This window comes from Micromonospora sp. NPDC049903 (genome assembly GCF_044460945.1).
Classification (GTDB): domain Bacteria; phylum Actinomycetota; class Actinomycetes; order Mycobacteriales; family Micromonosporaceae; genus Micromonospora.
On sequence record NZ_JBITKL010000028.1, the window covers coordinates 1 to 20,486 of the forward strand.

Annotated in this window: 12 protein-coding genes; 7 read left to right on the top strand and 5 right to left on the bottom strand. The window is 72.6% G+C overall.

From position 1 onward, the window contains the following. Nucleotides 1-142: 142 nt before the first annotated feature. Nucleotides 143-2,086 (bottom strand): DUF1996 domain-containing protein, encoded by a 1,944-nt coding sequence (locus tag ACIBO1_RS27790; RefSeq protein ID WP_396751516.1) that lies wholly within the window; start codon nucleotides 2,084-2,086, stop codon nucleotides 143-145. A gap of 211 nt (nucleotides 2,087-2,297) precedes the next feature. On the opposite strand from ACIBO1_RS27790, the gene ACIBO1_RS27795 reads away from it, so the two are divergent. The 5 genes from ACIBO1_RS27795 to ACIBO1_RS27815 all read left to right on the top strand — a co-directional run bounded on the left by ACIBO1_RS27795 (nucleotide 2,298) and on the right by ACIBO1_RS27815 (nucleotide 6,469). Next, nucleotides 2,298-3,074 (top strand): hypothetical protein, encoded by a 777-nt coding sequence (locus ACIBO1_RS27795; RefSeq protein ID WP_396751518.1) that lies wholly within the window; start codon nucleotides 2,298-2,300, stop codon nucleotides 3,072-3,074. Nucleotides 3,075-3,307: 233 nt separating this feature from the next. Then, nucleotides 3,308-3,985 carry a hypothetical protein gene (locus tag ACIBO1_RS27800; RefSeq protein WP_396751520.1) on the top strand — a complete coding sequence of 226 codons (678 nt, stop codon included), beginning with the start codon at nucleotides 3,308-3,310 and terminating at the stop codon, nucleotides 3,983-3,985. Between the two features lie 9 nt (nucleotides 3,986-3,994). Beyond that, nucleotides 3,995-5,203 (top strand): sensor histidine kinase, encoded by a 1,209-nt coding sequence (locus ACIBO1_RS27805; protein ID WP_396751522.1) that lies wholly within the window; start codon nucleotides 3,995-3,997, stop codon nucleotides 5,201-5,203. Then, nucleotides 5,200-5,874, top strand: coding sequence for a response regulator (locus tag ACIBO1_RS27810; protein ID WP_396751524.1), 675 nt, complete (start codon nucleotides 5,200-5,202; stop codon nucleotides 5,872-5,874). The genes ACIBO1_RS27805 and ACIBO1_RS27810 overlap by 4 nt, the downstream gene beginning before the upstream one ends. Nucleotides 5,875-6,049: 175 nt before the next feature. Beyond that, the gene (locus tag ACIBO1_RS27815; RefSeq protein WP_396751526.1) at nucleotides 6,050-6,469 is read left to right on the top strand and encodes a response regulator; all 420 of its coding nucleotides are present in this window, start codon (nucleotides 6,050-6,052) and stop codon (nucleotides 6,467-6,469) included. 90 nt (nucleotides 6,470-6,559) lie between these two features. Here ACIBO1_RS27815 and ACIBO1_RS27820 read toward each other — a convergent pair whose 3' ends face one another. Then, a complete protein-coding gene (locus ACIBO1_RS27820; RefSeq protein ID WP_396751528.1) occupies nucleotides 6,560-7,546 on the bottom strand; it encodes a hypothetical protein in 987 nt (328 codons plus the stop codon). 360 nt (nucleotides 7,547-7,906) lie between these two features. Here ACIBO1_RS27820 and ACIBO1_RS27825 point away from each other — a divergent pair, with 360 nt between their 5' ends. Further along, on the top strand, nucleotides 7,907-9,541 hold the full coding sequence (locus tag ACIBO1_RS27825) for a ricin-type beta-trefoil lectin domain protein (RefSeq protein ID WP_396751530.1): 1,635 nt from the start codon (nucleotides 7,907-7,909) through the stop codon (nucleotides 9,539-9,541). 84 nt (nucleotides 9,542-9,625) lie between these two features. On the opposite strand, the gene ACIBO1_RS27830 is transcribed toward ACIBO1_RS27825, so the two are convergent. The 3 genes from ACIBO1_RS27830 to ACIBO1_RS27840 all read right to left on the bottom strand — a co-directional run bounded on the left by ACIBO1_RS27830 (nucleotide 9,626) and on the right by ACIBO1_RS27840 (nucleotide 14,669). Beyond that, nucleotides 9,626-12,079 (bottom strand): HAD-IC family P-type ATPase, encoded by a 2,454-nt coding sequence (locus tag ACIBO1_RS27830; protein ID WP_396751532.1) that lies wholly within the window; start codon nucleotides 12,077-12,079, stop codon nucleotides 9,626-9,628. 206 nt (nucleotides 12,080-12,285) lie between these two features. Beyond that, entirely contained in the window at nucleotides 12,286-13,320 is a 1,035-nt protein-coding gene (locus tag ACIBO1_RS27835) for a hemolysin family protein (protein WP_396751534.1), read from the bottom strand. Continuing rightward, on the bottom strand, nucleotides 13,317-14,669 hold the full coding sequence (locus ACIBO1_RS27840) for a hemolysin family protein (RefSeq protein WP_396751536.1): 1,353 nt from the start codon (nucleotides 14,667-14,669) through the stop codon (nucleotides 13,317-13,319). Before ACIBO1_RS27840 ends, ACIBO1_RS27835 begins: the two co-directional genes overlap by 4 nt. Before the next feature lie 350 nt (nucleotides 14,670-15,019). On the opposite strand from ACIBO1_RS27840, the gene ACIBO1_RS27845 reads away from it, so the two are divergent. After that, nucleotides 15,020-20,482, top strand: coding sequence for a carboxyl transferase domain-containing protein (locus ACIBO1_RS27845; protein ID WP_396751538.1), 5,463 nt, complete (start codon nucleotides 15,020-15,022; stop codon nucleotides 20,480-20,482). Nucleotides 20,483-20,486: the final 4 nt, after the last annotated feature.

Here is a 20,486-nt window from a genome sequence, read left to right on the forward strand (position 1 = left end):
GGACCCCCCCCACCCTATTCCCCGCGTTTTTAAAAATTGGACCCCAACCCCCCCCCCCCCCCCCCGGGGGGGGGCGCGCCCCCCCCGGGGGGGGGGGGGGCCGGGGCCGCCCCCCCCCCGCCTCGTCGTGCGGGGTGAGAGGTCAGCCGGAGAAGACGGTGAACTCCGCCACCGACCACCAGTTGCTGGCCGAACCGGTCTGCACCACCCGCACATGGCGGGCGTCCCGGGCCTCGAAGTCGACCAGGGTCTGGTTCGTGAAGCCCTTGCCGCTGGCGACCGGACCCGTCCAGTTCCTCCCGTCGGTGGAGAGGAACACCCGGTAGCCCCGCGCGTGGTCGGCACCGGTGGAGAGCAGTGAGATCCCACTGATCGTACGGACCGACCGCATGTCGACGGTGAACGACTGTCCGTTGGTCATCGGCGCACCGGAGGTCCACCGGGTGTTGGTGTCACCGTCGAGCATCCGCCCCGGGGTGTCCGCGCCGCCGCCCGAGGCGGTGGCGGTCCAGCCGGACCGGCTCAGGACCGTGCGGCTGCCGGGCACCTGGTACTGCTCGTCGAGAGCCGCGCCGGCACCGGGCTCGAACTGGTCGAAGCCCCGGCTGTCGCACTGGCGACCGGCGTTGATGCAGTGCTTCACCAGCGCGGCCAGGGTGGGCGTGTCCCACACGTTGTAGAAGTCGTAGTGGAACGAGTAGCCCCGCCCGCTGGAGAGTCGCACCTGCGACATGTCACCGCTGACCGGCCAGGCCATCTTGAACTCGATCATCGGCACCGCGACCGGGTGGCTGGTCGGGCAGACACCGTTGACCGGGTACACGATGTGGCTGACGTGGTCGGGGGTGTCCAGGTGCCGCCCGTCCCAGCAGCTCGGCGCCTGCATCCGGACGTTGAGCTGGGTTCCTGCGGGGCAGTTCGCCGGGAAGTCCACGTTGTCGTAGCTGTTCCCGCACTCCCAGCCCTTCTGATAGGCCGGCGAGGACTCGAACTGCGCGGCGGTGGTCATCGGGCTACCGACGAGGAACCGCAGGCCGGGCGGGAACGGACGGACGCTGGTGTAGTCGCGTACACCGCTCTTGTAGTAGATGACCTGCGGGCCCTGCGGCACGATCGGCGTGTTGCCGTTGAGCAGCGTCGGCATCCAGTAGCCCGACTTGTCGCCCGGCACCCGGCAGGTGGTCGCGCCCCTCGGCAGCGACTGCATGGTGCTCGCCGCGTTGGTCGTGGTGTTGCCCATGAAGGTGTGGTCGTGCGACGCCCCGGGCCGGTTGAAGAAGACGATCGGGTCGTCCTCCAGCCGGTGGCTGACCGCGCAGTTGGCCTGGAACTCGCGGTGGTCGCGGCGGGGCGGGTTCGCCGTCGACGGCGTCACACCGGTGACCGGCCGCTCGGCGAGCACGTAGTCGCCGGGGGTCGGCGCGCCGGTCGCCCCGTTGCCGTGGCCGGCCGGGTGGGACTGGCTCGGGCTGCTCGATCCCGGGGTGCCCGACGCGCTGGGCGTGCCGGAGGCGGCGCCCGACGTCTGCGGAGCGGCGGGGGTCGCGCCCGCGCCGGTCAACGCCCCGAACACCTGGAACTCCCACAGCGAGTAGCCGTACCCGGTGGCCCGCTTCGTGCCGTACATCCGCACGTACTGGCCCTCGCCGGACACGTCGAGGCGCTGGGTGCCGCCGGTGCCGCTGCTGGTGCGGTAGATCGAGGTCCAGGCCAGCCCGTCCGGCGACACCTGGATCTCGAACTCGGTGGCGTACGCGGACTCCCAGTTCAGGACCACGGTGTCGATCCGGGCCGGCGCCCCCAGGTTCACCCCCAGCCACTGCGGGTCGGTGAACGTGCTGGACCAGCGGGACTTGGTGTCGCCGTCGACCGCGCGCTCGGCGGACCAGCGGTCGCCCTCACTGGACGAGGCAGTGGCGGGCTTGCCCTGGGACAGCGGGGTCTCCTCACCGGCGGTCAGCCGCAGCGGCCCCATCGCGGTCCAGGAGGTGAGCGCGGCGGTGACGGCGAGGGTCACCGCCACCATCCAGTACCGCCAGCGCGGCCGGCGGCGCGGCCCGGACGCGGGCAGGTCGCGGGTTGGCATGGAACCTCCGAGGTCTCGATCCGTTCGTCGGCGACGAATGTCGCGGTACGCTAACCACGCCCGGCGTCCCGGAAGATGAGGCTTAGGACCCAGTCGAGGGCCGTCCAGGGCCCAGCAGACCGACGCCGGCACCCGGCCCCGTCCTTCTCTGGGCCCGACTGGGTCTTTCGGCTCAGGAACGGGCACCGCCCCGGCGTCTACCGTCGTGGCCATGTCTGCGGCAAGCGATGATCAACCCGGTCCGACCGGTCCCGGACTCTGGCGGTTGATCGGCGCTGCCGCCCTGGCCTGTCTCGGTGTGATCGTGCTGTGGTCCACCTTCCGGCAGCCGGAGCCGCCGGAGGGGAGCACCCGCGCGCTGGACCAGACGCCGTCGCTGGCACCGGCGGACCCGCCGTCCGACCCGCCGACCCTGTTCCCCCTGGGCACGGAGGACGAACCGACCCCGAGCCCCTCCCCGGAGAGCACCCCGTCGGTCGCCGTCAGCGGCCCGGCCGCGCCGTCGCCCAGCCGCACCAGCGCCGGGCCCGTCCCGTCGACCACGACGCCGGGGACGTCGATCCTGCCGACGTCCGCCGTGGCCCCGCCGAGCAGCACGCCGAGCCGGAGCCCGGCCGCGCAGTTCCGACCGGTCACCGTCCAGGCCGAGGCGCCCGGCAACCTCCGCAGCGGCGGCGCGGAGGTCGCCTACTGCGACTCCTGCGACGGTGGTGCCCGGGTCCGCTACCTCGGTCAGCTCACCGTCTATCTGGACGTGGCGGCCGCCGGGTCGCGCACCGTGACGGTGGGTTACACGGCCGACGGCACTCGTGACCTGAAGGTGGTCGTCAACGGCGGTGCACCACAGACCTTCACCGTCACCGGCAGTAGCTGGGTGACACCGCGCAGCCTCCGGTTCACCGCGTCGATACCTGCCGGACGCACCGCCGTAACTTTCTACCACGACAGCGCGCCACCCCCCGATATTGACAAAGTCACGGTCAGCTAACAGCGACCCTTGCCGAGGCAAGTACACATAGGTGTTGTGTACATTCGCTGCCGTGTGTACGGAGAAGCGGGCCCCTCGTCCGATTTCTGACTCCCGACTCAGGGGGTTCCACGGTGCCGTCTGACCCGCCCCCGGACAGTAGCGGTCCTGACCAGCGGTTCCTCGGCACCTCGACAGACTCGACATCACTGCGGGTACCCCTCTGGGCGGGGATCGGCAGCCTCGCCGGCGCCATGGTGCTGGCCGCGGTGCTGATCCCGCCGCTGATCCTCGCCAACGACGACAGCCGGTCGGATTCGACACAGAGCCAGACCGCTCCGCCGAGCGCCCCGCCCAGCGTGGTCGGTCAGCAGCCCGAAGGACCCGCCGTCCCGTCCGAGTCGGAGCGGACGCCGGACCCGGGCCCGAGCGGGACACCGCGCCCGGGCGGTGGCGGCACGGCCGCACCGCCACCGGAGGCCGAACCGTTGCGAACACCCGCGACCGGCGCGACGAGCCGGGACCCCGGCCCGACCGCGAGCCCCAGCACGACCATCGAGACCGAGCGGTTCCGGCCGCTCACCGTGCAGGCCGAGGCCCCGGGCAACACGCTCGGCGGTGGCGCCCAGGTCGCCACCTGTTCGTCCTGCGACGGCGGCGCCCGGGTGCGTTACCTGGGCAACCTCACCGTCTACTTCGACGTCCCGGCGGCCGGACGCCGGACCGTCACCGTGCACTACACAGTGGATGGGCCACGGGAACTGCGAGTCTCCATCAACGACGCCAGCCAGCACACCTTCGCCGTCACCGGCACGGCCTGGGACTCGCCGCGCAGCGTCGAGTTCGACGCCTCGGTCCCCGCCGGACGGGTCGCGGTGCGCCTCTGGAGTGACAAGTCGGCGCCCGACATCGACAAAGTCACCATCAGCTGACGGCAACGGATGAGCCGGTTCGTCGCATACGCCGCTCTCTGTCGGGCAGTCCTGCTCGGCCGGCTCGTCGTGACCATCGCCGCCGTCGGAGTGGGACTGCGGTTGGTGGACGACGCCTGGGCGGCGGTGCACACACTCGGATTGATCGCCGCCACCACCGCGGTGCAGGTCACCGTGCTGAGCAAGTGGCCGACCGCGATCCGGTGGCGGATGAGCTTCCTCGCGCTGGACGCCGCCCTGATGATCAGCGTGCTGGTGGTCAGCGGTGGTGGGATCGGCTTCTTCTGCTACGCGGCCGGCCACGCCGCCCTCACCGGCGCGCTGCTGGGTGCGCACGGACTGCCGCTCTGGACCGTCAACGCGGTCCTCGGCTTCGCCGTCGCGACACAACTGCTCCGAGCCGACGGCGGCGTGGCCGGCACCTCGGTCGCCGCGCCGTTCATGCTCGCCTTCCCGATGATCAACATCGTCTGCGGCTTCGGGGCGGCGGTGGCCACCGCCGCGCTCGCCCGCTACATCGAGGCGACGGTGACGACGGTGACCGCCGCCCAGCGGTCCGCCGCCGCCTCGGAACGGGCCCGGCTCGCCCGGGAACTGCACGACTCGGTGGCCAAGACGCTGCGCGGTGTCTCCTTCGCCGCGGTGGCGCTGCCCGGTCTGCTCCGTCGGCAACCGGACCTGGCCGAGCAACTCGCCGGCACCGTCTCCGAGGGTGCCGACGCAGCCGTGCGAGAGGCCCGTGACCTGCTCGCCGGCCTGCGCCGCGACCTGCCGGACCGGCCTTTCCCGGATAACGTGAGGAGCATCTGCGCGGATTGGTCGACGCGCAGTGACGTCCCGGTCCAGGTGATCGCGCACGCGGTCGAGCCTCCCGTGGCAGCCCGCTACGAACTCGCCCAGATCCTCAGCGAGGCGTTGCAGAACGTGACCCGGCACGCAGAGGCGACGCTGGTCCAGGTAGTACTCCACCGCTCGGAGGCACATGTGGAACTCACCATCACCGACGACGGCAGGGGTTTCCCGATGCCCGGGGATCTGACCGACCTCTCCGGCGCGGGCAGCTTCGGCATCGTCGGCATGGCGGAGCGGGCCCACGCCGTCGGTGGCACCCTGCGCGTCGAGTCCCGCGTCGGGCTGGGCACCCGGGTGGTCGCACGGGTGCCACTGTCCGGCCCGGTGCCGGAGTCCGGCCGCGCCCGTCAGGTGGCCTCCCGATGATCGACGTGCTGATCGTCGACGACAACCCGATCGTCCGGACCGCCATCCGTGGCTACCTCTCCAGCTCGGAGGACGTCCGAGTGGTCGGTGAGGCCCCGGACGGGCGTACCGCGGTGACCGTGGCGACCCGGCTACGGCCGACCGTGACCCTGCTCGACCACCGCATGCCGATCGCCGACGGGCTCAGCGTCGTGCACCAGCTCTCCCAGCAGACGTCGGTGCTGGTGTTGACGAGCGACTCCGACGACGAGCTGATCGCCGGCATGCTGCGCGGTGGCGCCAGCGGTTACCTCGTGCACGGCGAGTTCGACCCGGCGGAGCTGCTGCGCGCCGTCCACGCGGTGGCCGCCGGCCAGGGCTGGCTCTCTCCCCGGGGAGCCTCGGTGACCATCGCGGTGCTGCGCGAACAGGCCAACCGGGAGCGCGACACGGTGGGCCGGGTCGAGCAGATCCGCCGGATGCGGCAGGAGTTCGGCCTCACCCGTCGGGAACAGGAGGTGGTCGAACTGCTCTGCGCCGGACACTCGAACGCGGCGATCGCCCGACGCCTGCTGCTCACCGAGAAGACCGTGAAGAACCACCTCAACCACATCTTCGCCAAGCTGCGCGTGACCAACCGGACCGAGGCGGTGGTGCGCTGGTCGGGCCCGGACGGTACGCCGAATCGGTGACGGGCTGAACGCGGCGCGCTCCGGCTCCGTTGTGTGGGCGGTGGTGACGTCGCACCGCCCGACACCGACGGGAGCGGGGACCGGATGGCAGCCGTATCAGCCCAGGCGCGGCTTCGGCGTGATGGCTAGTCCGCAGGTAAGCGCGGTCGGTCGGACCGCGCCGACGATCAGGGTGTTGGTCGCGCATCCGCACCCGGGCGAGCGGTCGGTGATCCGGACCGTGCTCGACACCGGGGAACGGATCCGGGTGGTCGCCCTCACCGGCGACGCCGGTGAGGCGGTGGCACTCGCCGACCGGATGCGGCCCACCGTGACGCTGCTCGACGATCGGATAACCGCCCCCGAGGGCACCGACCTGGTGCGGGCGTTGGCCCGGCGGTCGCCGGTGATCGCGTTGACCGCCGCCACCGAGCACCGCACGATCAGCACCATGCTCCGGGCGCCGTTCAAGGGCTGCCTGGTGTACGGGCACCACGAGCCGGCCGACCTGCTCGGTGCCGTACGGGCCGTGGCCGCCGGGCTGGGCTGGCTGTCACCGGTGGCGGTGGCGGCGGTCGCCTGGGCGCTGCGCGAGTCCGCCCGACCGCAGGCGTAGCGCGGCACCCGCCCCGGACCGGCATTCCACGCCTGCCCGGGCCGGTCTCCCCAGGCTGTCGCCGGTCTCCCCCGCTGTCGCCGGTCGCTCCTATCCGGGCTGGCCGATCCGGATCGACCAGCGCGTCGACACGGCGTCACCGAGCAGGACCGGCACCGGTCCGCCGCTAACGCTCACCTGCCGGGCCACCTGGACGGCACGTCGGTCCAGCCCGGCGGCGAGCACGATGCCGGAGGCGTACGGCAGCCGTGGGTCGAAGACGTCCGCGACCCGGTGGCACTGGGCCGGCAGACGGTCGTCGGTCAGGTCGCCCACCACGGTGACCTGGCCTCCGGCGTCGATGACCTGCCGGACCAGACGCAGCGCGTACCACCGCTGCTGCGGCGGCGGACCACCGATGGCCAGCGCGTCCGGACAGCGGGTCAGGTCGACCTCAAGCCAGCGACCGGACGCCTCGCCGAGCAGGAGCGGAAGGGTCGCCGAGGAGAACGTCCCGGACCCGGCGTACCAGGTGTGCGGCGGGCCGGGTCGATCGGTGCGGGCACCGTCGAGGGACACCGTGACCGTCCGGCCGTCGAGCCGGACCTCGGCGGTCAGCGCGTACGGGTCGACCAGGGTCGACCGACCCGGCGCGGTCCGCTCGACCGGCCGCCCGGAACGTGCGCCCGGCCTCGGCGCGGCGGCGGATCCACTCGGGCGGGACAGGACGGCGGTGCGGGCCGGCAGCGTCCCGGTGCGCAGCGGCGAGAAGCGGTCGGCGAGCGTCGGCACCGCAGCCGACACGGACGGGGTCAGCAGGGTGATCGTCGGTGGCGACTCGGCCGACATCGACGGGTCGGGTGCCGGGTCAGGGCCGGGTGCGGGGGTCGGGGTCGGGGTCGGGCGGGAGCGACCGCGCAGCACCGCCACCGCGAGGGCGAACAGGATGACCGCGCCGAACACACCGGCGGCCTGCGTCAGCGGCGCCCCCGGCTGGAACGGCGTCGGGGCGGCGGCCTGGGCCGGACCGGCCGGCAGGAGCACGGTCAGCACGAACGTGCCGAGACCCGAGACGGCGACCCGCCGCAGTCGTCGCACCCCTGGTTCCCCTCCGGCCGAGCCGTCCCGGCCGGCAGCGGTTGCCGGTCGGCCGTGGCGCGGGGACGGGGACCCCGACCCGCCCCGCCGCACGGTGCCCAGAGCCTGCCAGCCCGTACGGGACATCGGTAGTCCCCGATCACCTCGGGGTCACCGACCCGGCCGGGTCGCGGCCCGCCCTCCGGACAGGGGCGTCCCGGAGTCCCCGTCGGGGGACGTTCCCGCCGCCCCTGCTGTGGCGGTGGGCGTACCGGGCCCGACGGGTGGCGAGAAACCGACCGGGATCGTGCCGCCCACGCTGAACGGAGCGCGCTGCGCACGCGTCGAGGGCGGTGACGTCAGCACCGGAAGGGAAGACCCGTGGAGCCCGTACGCCCCTCCGCCCGGCCCCGGCTGGGCACGTTCTCGCGTCGCGCGGTCGCCGGTGGCATCGCCGGCCTGGCCGCGTTGTGCGCGGTGGCCGCCGCCGTCGGTTGGGGTGTGGCGTCGGACAGGGACGAACCGACCGGCCGTCCCGTCTCCGACGAGCACCTGACCGCGATCCAGGCCGCCGCCCGGTCCTGTCCCGTCCTGACCCCGTCCCGGATCGCCGGCCAGCTCATGGCCGAGTCGGGGATGCGCTCTACCGCCACCGGTACCGCCTCCGGCGGCGAGGGCATCGCGGGGCTCGACTCCGAGGCGTGGCGGTCCTGGGCGCCGTGGCCGAACGCGCGGCGATCGGACACCACGGCGAACGTGATGGCACTCGCCCACCACATGTGCGACCTGAGTGGACACATCAGGGTGTCCCGGGTCGACGGGGACGCGTGGCGGCTGTCGCTGGCCGCGTACCACACCGGGCTCGACGACGTCCGGGACAGCGGCGGCATCCCGCCGTCGGCGGTCGAGTACGTCGACCTGGTCAGCGGCTACTCGGCGTACTACGACAGGCTGCCCGCGTTCGGCCGGTCGGACGAGTCCGGGCCGAGCCCCGACCGGCAGCCACCGAAGGCGGTCCCGGCCGACCTCGTCCGGCTCGTCGTCCGCGCCGGCACGATCTGCCCGCAGGTGCCGCCCGCGGCGGTCGCCGCCCAGGTGATGGCGCTGTCCGGGTTCGACCCGAACCTGCTCGGCGCGGACGGCCGGCGCGGCATCGCCCAGTTCCTGCCGGAGGTGTGGCAGGAGTACGGCCCGACCGCCGCCTCGGTCTGGGAACCGAGGGTGGCCATCCCGGCGCTGGGCGCCACGATGTGCGCGATGCGGACCGAACTCGCCGGCATCGAGGGCGACCCGTACCTGCTGGCGTTGGCCGCGTACCGCGGCGGGCCCGCGTCGGTGCGGCAGACCGGTGGCGAGCTGGACCGCACGACCCAGGCGTTCCTGCGTACGGTCCGCGAGCACACCGAGTACTACGAGTTGGACAGCCGGCTCGCGGTGAAGGTACGCACCACGAGCCCGGCACCGTCGCTCTCCCCCTCCCCGACCGGCAGCCCGTCGGCGAGCGGCAGCCCGTCCCCGGAGCCCTCCGACCCGTCGTCGCCGGACGCCGACCCGGACAGCCCGTCGCCGCGCCCCTCCGCCTCGCCATCGCGGACCCGGGACGAGACGCCGGTGGCGACGCCGCCGACCCGCCCGTCCGGGGCGAAACAGCTCGTCGGCATGGAGACCGGGCTCTGCGTCACCGCCGGCACCAGCGACGGCGTACGCGCCAAGCTGGAACGGTGCCGGGAGACGCAGTCGCAGTGGTGGACCTTCCGGTCCGACGGCAGCGTCCGGGCCAACGGCCTCTGCCTCGACGTCGCCTGGGGTGAGCGGAAGGACGGCACCCCGGTGCAGGTCGCCCTCTGCAGCGGCAACCCCGCGCAGAAGTGGGAGTGGATCGAGTCCAACGGCCGCCGTTCCCTGTTCAACCGGGACACCGACCGCTGCCTTGACGTCGAGGGCCACTCGGCGGGTGCCCCGATGATGAGCTGGATCTGCGTGTTCAACCCGAAGCAGACCTTCACCCTCAAGTAGCGCCCACCCACACCGGAGCCCGGCACCCCGTGAGGGTGCCGGGCTCCGCGTCGTCGGGACTCTCCGACCGGCCCGGTCGGGTGGTCAGTCGGTCGGGGCGAGCGGTCGTGTCGCCGCCCGGCGGCGGGTGACCGCCCAGACCGCCTCCATCAGCAGGCCCGCGCCGACGGCAACGGCGGCCCCGGTCAACGGGGCCTGGACGCCGACCAGCCGGAGCTGGAAGAACTCCTGGAGGGCGGGCACCACCAGCACCGTGGCGAAGGCCAGACCCATGCACAGCACCAGCAGGATCCGCCACCAGGTGTACGGCCGGGCAATGATGGACAACGCCCAGAGCGCCACGACGAACAGCGTCAGCGTGGCGACCGACGTCTCCGCGGCGAGGTCACCGCCGTAGTGCGCGCGGGCGTACGCGTACGCGCCGATGGTGGCGGCGGCGGCGAGGACGCCGCCCGGGACCGCGAACCGCAGCACCCGGCTGACGAAGTCGGGCCGGGCGCGTTCCACGTTCGGCGCCAGCGCCAGCACGAACGCCGGGATGCCGATGGTGAGCGACCCGATCAGGGTCAGGTGTCGGGGCAGGAACGGGTACGGCACGGACGCGAGCACCACGATGATCGCGAGCAGCACCGAGTAGACCGTCTTGGTCAGGAAGAGGTTGGCGACCCGCTCGATGTTGCCGATCACCCGGCGGCCCTCGGCCACCACCGACGGCAGCGCGGAGAAGTTGTTGTCGAGCAGCACGATCTGGGAGACGCCCCGGGCCGCCGCGCTGCCGGAGCCCATCGAGATGCCGATGTCGGCGTCCTTGAGCGCGAGCACGTCGTTGACGCCGTCGCCGGTCATCGCCACGGTGTGCCCCCGGGACTGGAGGGCGCCCACCATGGCGCGCTTCTGCTGCGGGCCGACCCGACCGAACACGGAGTGGGTCTCCACCGTGCTGGCCAGCACCTGCGGGTCGGTGGAGAGGGTCCGCGCGTCCACCGGCTCGGCGGCGCCCGGCACGTCCACGCTGCGGGCCACCGCGCCGACCGAGACCGCGTTGTCCCCCGAGATGACCTTCGCGGCGACCCCCTGGTCGGCGAAGAAACGCAGGGTCTCCGACGCCTCCGGGCGGACCCGCTGCCGGAGCACGACGAGCGCGACCGGCACGGTGGCCTGCGGCACCGCCGTCGGGTCCGCCAGCGCCTCGGTGAGCGGGCGCGAGTATCGGGCGAGCAGCAGCACCCGCAGCCCCTGCCGGCCGTAGGTGTCCGCCTCGGTCAACGCCGGGTGCTCGGTGAGCAGCATCTCCGGCGCGCCGACCAGCCAGGTGCCGGTGCGGCCGGACGGCTCGACGAGCGTCGCACCGCTCCACTTGCGCGCCGAGGAGAACGGCGCCGTCTCGCGTACGCTCCAGCCGGCCGGGGCGGGACACCGCTCGACGATCGCCCGCATGCTGGCGTTGGGCCGCTCGTCGCCGAGGCCGAGCGCGCCGAGCACCGTCTCCACCGGTACGTCGGGCGTCAGCGGCCGGATCTCCGCCACGTCCATCGTCGCCTCGGTGAGCGTGCCGGTCTTGTCCAGGCACACCACGTCGACCCGGGCCAGGCCCTCGATGGCCGGCAGCTCCTGCACCAGGCACTGCCGTTTGCCGAGCCGGATCACGCCGACCGCGAAGGCGACCGAGGTGAGCAGCACCAGGCCCTCGGGGACCATCGGCACCAGCCCGGCCACCATCCGGCGGACCGCCTCGGGCAGGTCGTCCCGGTTGACCAGCAACTGGCTGATGATCAGCGCGATGCCGGCGGGGACGATCGCCCAGGTGACGAAACGCAGGATCCGGTCGATGCCGCTGCGCAGCTCGGAGTCGACGAGCGTGAAGCGCTTGGCCTCCTCGGCGATCTGCGCCGCGTACGCGTCCCGGCCGACCCGGGTGGCGGTGAAGACGCCGCTGCCGGCCACCACGAAGCTGCCGGAGAGCACGTTGTCGCCGGGTGCCTTGACCACCGGGTCCGCCTCGCCGGTGAGCAGCGACTCGTCGACCTCCAGGCCGTCCACGGCGGCCAGCCGCCCGTCCACCACGATCTTGTCGCCGGCGCCCAGCTCGATCACGTCGTCGAGGACAAGTTCGGACGAGGTCAGGTCGACGGTCCGGCCGCCACGGCGGACCCGGGGGCGGGCCTCGCCGACGATCGCCAGCCGGTCCAGCGTGCGCTTGGCGCGGAGCTCCTGGACGATGCCGATCAGGGTGTTCGCGATGATCACACCGCCGAAGAGGGCGTCCTGGAGCGGGCCGACCACCACGATGATGGCGAACAGCACGCCGATGATGGCGTTGATCCTGGTGAACAGGTTGGCCCGGACGATCTGCCAGAGACTGCGGCTGGTGCTGGGCGGCAGGTCGTTGACTTCTCCGGCGGCGACCCGCTCGGCCACCTCGGCGACCGACAGCCCGGCCCGGATCCGCTCTGCGGTGACCGGGTCGGGACCCTGCGTGACGACCGGGTCCATCTCGTCCGTGGCCTGCCCTCGACCGGCGGCACCGACGGATTCCACGTGGTTGCTCCCCCCGGATGACGCGCGTGGACGTGCTCGTGGCGAGCACCCCGATGACGCTACCCGGCGGTCGTGAGCAGCCACCACGCATCTGCGACCACCGGCGACCCTGAGTTTTCCCGGGGTCGCCGGTGGTGAGACCGCGGTGACGGCCGGTCCTCCCCCGGCGCGGAGTCGGTCACTCCGCGCCGGGGAGACCGGTCAGGTCAGCGGGAGGTCACGTCCTGGACCTCGCCGATGAGCTCCTCGACGATGTCCTCCAGGAATATGACACCGGTCGAGCCGCCGTCGGAGTCGAGGACCCGGGCCACGTGGGCACCGCTGCGGCGGAGCGCGGCCAGGGCGTCCTCCAACTCGCTGTCGCGCCGCACCGACGCGAGCCGGCGGACCCGCTTGGCCGGGACCGGGCTGGTCCAGGCGTCGCCGGTCAGGTCCATGACGTCCTTGATGTGCAGGTACCCGCTGGGCTCGGCGTCGGTGGTGAGCAGGTAGCGGGAGTAGCCGTGCGCGGCCACCGCCTGCTGGATCTCGGCGGGCGTCACCGTCGCCGGCAGCATCACCAGGTCCACCAACGGCACCTCCACGTCACCGACGGTCTTGCCGGTGAACTCGACGGCCGCGGTGAGGGCGCCGTTGCCGTCGACGAGCACTCCCTCGCGAGTCGACTGCGCCACGATGGTGGCCACCTCGTCGAGCGTGTACGTGCTGGTGGCCTCGTCCTTCGGGGTCACCCGGAACAGTCGCAGGACACCGTTGGCGATCCCGTTCAGGGTCCAGATGATCGGGTTGAAGATCCGGGCGACCAGCACCAGCGGCGGGGCGAGGATCAGCGCCGCCCGGGTCGGCACCGAGAACGAGATGTTCTTCGGCACCATCTCACCGAACACCACGTGCAGGAAGGTGACCAGCACCAGCGCCACGACGAACGCGAGCACCGAGACCATGCCCGGCGACAGCGGGGTGTTCGCCAGCGGGATCTCCAGCAGGTGGTGGATCGCCGGCTCGGAGACGTTCAGGATGAGCAGCGAGCACACCGTGATACCGAGCTGGCTGGTGGCCAGCATCAGGGTGGCGTGCTCCATGGCCCAGAGCGTGGTCTGCGCCGCGCGGCTGCCGGCCTGCGCCTTGGGTTCGATCTGGGACCGCCGGGCGGAGATCACCGCGAACTCGGCCCCGACGAAGAACGCGTTGACCACCAGCAGGATGAACAGCCAGATGATGCCGGGCAGATAGGCGCTCATCGGATCGCCCCTTCCTGGCGGTCGTCGACCCGGCGGTCCGCGCCGGAGCCGCCGGTGGTCTCGGTGGGCACGAAGCGCAGCCGGTCGGCCTGCACGCCGTTGAGGTGTTCCACCCGGAGCACACCGCCCTCGATGGCCACCTCGTCGCCGACCGTGGGGAACCGGCCCAGGTGGGCGGTGACGAAGCCGGCGACGGTGTCGTACTCCTCGTCCTCGGGGACCACGATGCGGGCCCGTTCAAAGATCTCGTCCGGCCGGAGCGAGGCGTCGAAGTAGACCGCGCGGCCCCGGCGCCGCATGACGGTGCGGGCCCGGTCGTGCTCGTCCTCCAGATCGCCGATGATCTCCTCGACCAGGTCCTCCAGGGTGACGATCCCGGCGGTGCCGCCGTGCTCGTCGTAGACGACCGCGAACTGCAGGCCGCCGCCGCGCAGCGTCGGCAGCAGCACGTCGAGGTGCATGGTCTCGGGAATCCGCGCCGGCTCGACGACAAGGTCCTGCGCCCGTACCCCGGCGCGCTCGGCCGGCGGGATCGCGAAGGCGCGCTTGACGTGCAGCACCCCGACGATGTCGTCGACGTCCCGGCCGATCACCGGGAACCGGGACAGGCCGGTGGCGGTGGCCCGCTCGATGATCTCGTCGGCGGTGGCGGCGGCGTCGACCGCCGTCATCCGGACCCGCGGCGTCATCACGTCGGACGCGTCGTGCGCGGAGAAGCGCAGCGTCCGGTCCAGCAGCGTGGCGTGGTCCGGGTCGAGCACACCGGCCCGGGCCGAGTGGCGCAGCAGCGAGCTGAGCTCCTCGGCGCTGCGGGCTCCGGACAGCTCCTCCTTCGGCTCGATGCCGAAGGCCCGGATCACCGCGTTGGCGGTGTTGTTGAAGAACAGGATCACCGGCTTGAGCACGGTGGTGAACAGCGCCTGGAACGGCACCACGAACTTCGCCGTCTGCAACGGCACGGCGAGCGCGAAGTTCTTCGGCACCAGCTCACCGATCACCATCGAGAAGAGCGTCGCCAGCAGGATGCCGACGAGCGCGCCGACGGCGGTCACCGCCCCGTCCGGTACGCCGATCGCACCCAGCGGTTCGGCCAACAGCGAGCTGACCGCGGGCTCGAAGGTGTAACCGGTGAGCAGGGTGGTCAACGAGATGCCGAGCTGTGCGCTGGACAGGTGCGTCGACGTGATCTTGAGCGCGGCGATCGTCGGACCGAGCCGCTTCTCACCCCGGGACTGACGCGCCTCGAGCTCCCCCCGGTCCAGATTGACCAGGGCGAATTCGGACGCCACGAACATGCCGGTGCCCACGGTGAGCAACAGGCCTATTCCGAGCAGGATCCATTCAGACACGAGTCAGCCCCTGTCGCGGGTCGACGGCCGTACGGGCGACCGGGACGACGAGGGGCCTCGGACTATGATGCGGAAGATCATCCATGAGCAGCAGAGAGTAGTCGGTCGCGCTGAGAGCATGCTGAAAAGGGCCACCGTCGGGATGACCACCCGATCGGCCGTGGTCGCGCCGTACCCGCTGCCCACGTAGGCGACCGCCAAAAGGTTTTGTGGGGTTCCCACAACTCGGGCTGGCCAGGGTTCGGCGGTTACGACATGGCGCTGGTTGCCCGTAGGCAGAACAGTGATCTGTGCGGGGGCCACCGTGCCCTGACGCGTGTCGCAGTAGGTCTACCGGAGGGGTCCGTCGGGTGTTCAGCCGTATCGCCATCGTCAACCGTGGTGAGGCCGCCATGCGGCTCATCCACGCGGTCCGGGAGCTGGCAGCGGAGACCGGCGCCCGCATCGAGACCGTGGCCCTGTTCACCGACGTCGACCGCACCGCCACGTTCGTCCGCGAGGCGGACGTCGCCTACGACCTCGGGCCCGCCGCCGCGCGGCCGTACCTGAACCTGGCCACGCTGGAGCGGGCGCTGGTGGAGACCGGCGCGGACGCCGCCTGGGTCGGCTGGGGCTTCGTCGCCGAGGACCCGGCCTTCGCGGAGCTGTGCGAGAAGATCGGCGTCACCTTCGTCGGGCCCAGCCCGGACGCGATGCGCCAGCTCGGCGACAAGATCGGCGCGAAGCTGCTCGCCGAGCAGGTCGGTGTGCCGGTCGCGCCGTGGAGCCGGGGCGCGGTCGAGACGCTGGACGCCGCCCGCGCGGCGGCCACCGAGATCGGCTACCCGCTGATGCTCAAGGCGACCGCGGGCGGCGGCGGACGCGGCATCCGGGTGATCAGCGACGAGGCCGAGCTGGCCGACGCGTACGAGCGCACCAGCCAGGAGGCCGCACGGGCCTTCGGTAGCGGTGTGGTGTTCCTGGAGCGCCTGGTCACCGGCGCCCGACACGTCGAGGTCCAGGTGATCGCCGACGGTCAGGGCACCGCCTGGGCACTCGGCGTCCGGGACTGCTCGGTGCAGCGCCGCAACCAGAAGGTGATCGAGGAGTCGGCGTCGCCGGTGCTCGGCCCCGAGCAGACGGCCGAGTTGAAGACATCGGCCGAGCGGTTGGCCGTGGCCGTCGGCTACCGGGGCGCGGCGACCGTCGAGTTCCTCTATCACCCCGGCGACCGGCTGTTCGCCTTCCTGGAGGTCAACACCCGACTCCAGGTGGAGCACCCGATCACCGAGGCCACCACCGGGTTCGACCTGGTCAAGGCCCAGTTGCAGGTGGCCTCGGGCGGGCGGCTCACCGGCCGGCCGCCGGTCGAGCGCGGGCACGCGATCGAGGCCCGACTCAACGCCGAGGACCCGGACCGGGACTTCGCGCCCTCCCCCGGCCGGATCGCGCGGCTGGACCTGCCGGCCGGCCCGGGCATCCGGGTGGACACCGGCGTCAGCGAGGGTGACACCATCCCCGCCGACTTCGACTCGATGATCGCGAAGATCATCGCTTACGGCCGGGACCGGGACGAGGCCCTGGGCCGGCTGCGCCGCGCGATGGCGGACACCACGGTGATCATCGAGGGCGGCGCGACGAACAAGAGCTTCGTGCTCGACCTGCTCGACCAGCCCGAGGTGATCGACGCCAGCGCGGACACCGGCTGGATCGACCGGGTCCGGGGCGCCGGCCGACTGGTGGCGCACCGGCACTCCGGCATCGCGCTGGCCGCCGCCGCCATCGAGGCGTACGAGGAGGAGGAGCGCGTCGAGCAGCAGCGGCTGCTGGCCACCGCCTCCGGCGGGCGTCCCCAGGTGCAGCACGCCAGTGGCCGGCCGTTGGACCTCAAGCTGCGGGGCGTCGCATACCGGATGCGGGTGGCCCGCACCGGCGCGCACCGGTTCCGGGTCGGCATCGAGGCGGGCGACACGGTGCACACCGCCGACGTCGAGCTGGACCGCTTCGACCGGCACACCGGGCAGATCGTCGTCAACGGCGCCCGGCACCGCCTGCTCACCGGCACCCACGGTCCGGTGCACCTGGTCGAGGTCGACGGGGTGGCGCACCGGGTCAGCCGGGACGAGGGCGGCGTGCTCCGCTCGCCGATGCCGGCGCTCGTCGTCGCCACGCCGCTGACGGTCGGCGCCGAGGTCGAGGCGGGCGCGCCGGTGCTGGTGCTGGAAGCGATGAAGATGGAGACGGTGCTGCGGGCGCCGTTCCGGGCCCGGCTGAAGGAGTGCGCCGTCTCGGTCGGCAGCCAGGTGGAGGCCGGTGCGGCCCTGCTGCGGCTGGAGCCACTGACCGACGGGGAGGCCGAGACGGCGCAGGCCCCGGTGGCCGCCGTCGAGTTGGACCTGCCCGCCCGGCCCGCCCAGCTCCCGGCCCGTCAGCGCGTCCGGCGCGGTCACGAGGACCTGCGCGGCCTGCTGCTCGGCTTCGACGTCGACCCACACGACGGCGGGCGGGTGCTCGACGAGTACCTGGCCGCGCGGCAGACCACCGTCGAGGAGGGGTACCGGCCGCTGGCCGAGGAACTCGACCTCGTCGACGTCTTCGCCGACCTGGCCGAGCTGAGCCGCAACCGGCCCACCGGCGAGGACGGCGAGGCCGCCCACGTGCACAGCGCCCGGGAGTACTTCCACACCTATCTGCAGAGCCTCGACGTCGAGCGGGCCGGTGTGCCGGACGCCTTCCAGGCCAAGCTGGCCCGGGCGCTCGGGCACTACGGTGTCGCCGAGCTGGACCGCGCCCCCGCGTTGGAGGGCGCCGTCTTCCGCATCTTCCTGGCCCAGCAGCGGGCGGCAGCCGACGCCACCGTCATCGCGACGCTGCTGCGTACCTGGCTGCGGGAGCCGCCGCCGGACGAGGCGCTGCGCGAACCGACCGGCCTCGCGCTGGAGCGGCTGCTGGCCGCGACGCAGGTCCGCTACCCGGTGATCGCCGACCTCGCGCGCGGGGTGGCCTTCGCCTGGTTCGCCCAGCCGCTGCTGCGTCGTAACCGGGCCCGGGTCTACGCCGAGGTCCGCCGCCACCTGCGGCACCTGGACACGGTGCCGGACGCGGCGGACCGCGCCGAGCGCGTCGCGGCCATGGTCCGCAGCACCGAGCCGCTGGTCCGGCTGCTCGGTCAGCGGTTGCAGCGCGGCCACCTGGACAACACCGTGATGCTGGAGGTGCTGACCCGGCGGTACTACGGCAACAAGGGGCTGACCGGGGTCACCAGCCGCGAGGCGGCCGGCTGCCGCTTCGTGGTCGCCGGACGCGCGGACTCCGAGCTGGTCTCGGCCGCCGTCGGCTTCGACGCGCTGGGTGACGCGCTCCGTGGGCTCGCCGAGCTGGCCGCCGACGGCTCCGCCGTCGACGCCGACATCTACCTCGCCTGGGAGAACCAGCCGGAGAGTTTCGACGAGATGGCGGCGGCGCTGCTGGCGGTCGTCACCGCGCATCCGCTGCCGCCGCAGGTCCGCCGGCTGACCGCCACGGTCGCCGGCAGCGGTGGGGCGGTGATGCACCACCACTTCACGTTCCGCCCGTCGAGCGCCGGGATGGCCGAGGAGCGGCTGATCCGTGGCCTGCACCCGCACATCGCGCAGCGGATGCAGTTGGAGCGGCTGCACAAGTTCGACCTGACCCGGCTGCCGTCGGCGGACGAGGAGGTCTACCTCTTCCAGTGCGTGGCCCGGGAGAACCCCTCCGACGAGCGGCTGGTGGCGTTCGCACAGATCCGCGACCTGACCGAGCTGCGGGAGCACGACGGTCGGCTGGTCGCGCTGCCCACCACCGAGGACACCGTGGCCGCCTGCCTCGACTCGATCCGCCGGGCGCAGTCCCGCCGGTCGTCGAAGAAGCGCTTCCACACCAACCGGATCGTCATCTACGTCTGGCCGCCGAGCAGCCTGACGCTGGAGGAGATGGAGAACCTCGCCGCCCGGATCCGCCCGACCACGGCCGGCGCCGGGCTGGAGGAGATCCTGTTCATCGGCCGGCAGCGCAACCGGCGCACCGGCGAGCTGACCAAGATCGCGGTACGGATCTCCTTCGACGCCACCGGCGGTGCCGAGCTGTCCGTGGGCGAGCCGCCGGTGGAGCCGGTCGAGCCGCTCGACGACTACCGGCTCAAGGTGCTGGGCGCGAGCAGCCGCAACACGGTCTACCCGTACGAGCTGACCCGCCTGCTCGGTGACTTCGTCGAGTACGACCTGGACGACGCGCACGTGCTGGTGCCGGTGGACCGGCCGAAGGGCCGCAACCGCGCGGCGATCGTGGCCGGTGTGGTGACCACCCCGACCGCCCGGCACCCGCAGGGCGTGACCCGGGTGGTGCTGCTCGGCGACCCGACCAAGTCGCTTGGTGCGCTCTCCGAGCCGGAGTGCCGCCGGGTGATCGCCGCCCTGGACCTGGCCGAGCGGATGCAGGTCCCGCTGGAGTGGTACGCGCTCTCCGCCGGTGCCCGGATCTCGATGACCTCGGGCACCGAGAACATGGACTGGGTCGCCGCCGCGCTCAAGCGGATCGTGGAGTTCACCCAGGACGGCGGCGAGATCAACATCGTGGTCGCGGGCATCAACGTGGGCGCGCAGCCGTACTGGAACGCCGAGGCGACGATGCTCATGCACACCAAGGGTGTGCTGGTGATGACGCCGGACTCGGCGATGGTGCTGACCGGCAAGCAGTCGCTGGACTTCTCCGGCGGGGTGTCCGCCGAGGACAACTTCGGCATCGGCGGCTACGACCGGGTGATGGGCCCGAACGGGCAGGCGCAGTACTGGGCGCCGGACCTGCCCGCCGCGCGGGACGTGCTGATGTCGCACTACGAGCACACGTACGTCGCGCCGGGTGAGCAGGGGCCGCGACCGGGCACCACCACCGACCCGGTCGACCGGGACGTCTCCGACTTCCCGCACGTGGTGGCCGGCAGCGACTTCACGACCGTCGGCGAGATCTTCTCCTCGGTGGCGAACCCGGACCGCAAGAAGCCCTTCGACATCCGTACGGTGATGCGGGCGCTGTCCGACCAGGACCACCCGGTGCTGGAGCGCTGGGCCGGCATGGCCGACGCGGAGACCGCGGTAGTGCAGGACGTCCACCTCGGCGGCGTACCGGTCTGCCTGCTCGGCATCGAGTCGCGTGCGGTGCCGCGCCGGGGCTTCCCGCCCACCGACGGCCCGGACACCTACACGGCGGGCACGCTGTTCCCCCGCTCCTCCAAGAAGGCCGCGCGGGCGATCAACGCGGCCAGCGGCAACCGGCCGCTGGTGGTGCTGGCCAACCTGTCGGGCTTCGACGGGTCGCCGGAGTCGATGCGCAAGCTGCAACTGGAGTACGGCGCCGAGATCGGCCGGGCCATCGTGAACTTCCGCGGCCCGATCGTGTTCTGCGTCATCTCGCGGTACCACGGCGGGGCGTTCGTGGTCTTCTCCAAGGCGTTGAACCCTCGCATGACGGTGCTGGCGCTGGAGGGCTCGTACGCCTCGGTGCTCGGTGGGGCTCCGGCCGCCGCCGTGGTGTTCTCCCGCGACGTCGACGCCCGAACCGCGGCCGACCCCCGGGTACGGGACCTGGAGGCCCGGGTGGCGTCCGCGTCCGGTGCCGACCGGGCCACGCTCACCGCCGAACTCGACGAACTCCGCTCGTCGGTGCGCGCGGAGAAGCTCGGTGAGGTGGCCACGGAGTTCGACCGGGTGCACAACATCGCACGAGCGGTCGAGGTGGGCTCGGTGGACGCGGTGATCCGCGCCGCCGAACTCCGCCCCCGCGTCATCGCGGCGATCGGGACGGCGGCGACCGAGTAGGACG

What these genes read in the sequence shown, in the direction of transcription:
- ACIBO1_RS27800 (WP_396751520.1), top strand. Translation starts at nt 3,308, where the DNA reads ATGGTGCTGGCCGCGGTGCTGATCCCGCCGCTGATCCTCGCCAACGAC.
- ACIBO1_RS27805 (WP_396751522.1), top strand. Translation starts at nt 3,995, where the DNA reads ATGAGCCGGTTCGTCGCATACGCCGCTCTCTGTCGGGCAGTCCTGCTC.
- ACIBO1_RS27790 (WP_396751516.1), bottom strand. Translation starts at nt 2,086, where the DNA reads ATGCCAACCCGCGACCTGCCCGCGTCCGGGCCGCGCCGCCGGCCGCGC.
- ACIBO1_RS27795 (WP_396751518.1), top strand. Translation starts at nt 2,298, where the DNA reads ATGTCTGCGGCAAGCGATGATCAACCCGGTCCGACCGGTCCCGGACTC.
- ACIBO1_RS27835 (WP_396751534.1), bottom strand. Translation starts at nt 13,320, where the DNA reads ATGAGCGCCTATCTGCCCGGCATCATCTGGCTGTTCATCCTGCTGGTG.
- ACIBO1_RS27810 (WP_396751524.1), top strand. Translation starts at nt 5,200, where the DNA reads ATGATCGACGTGCTGATCGTCGACGACAACCCGATCGTCCGGACCGCC.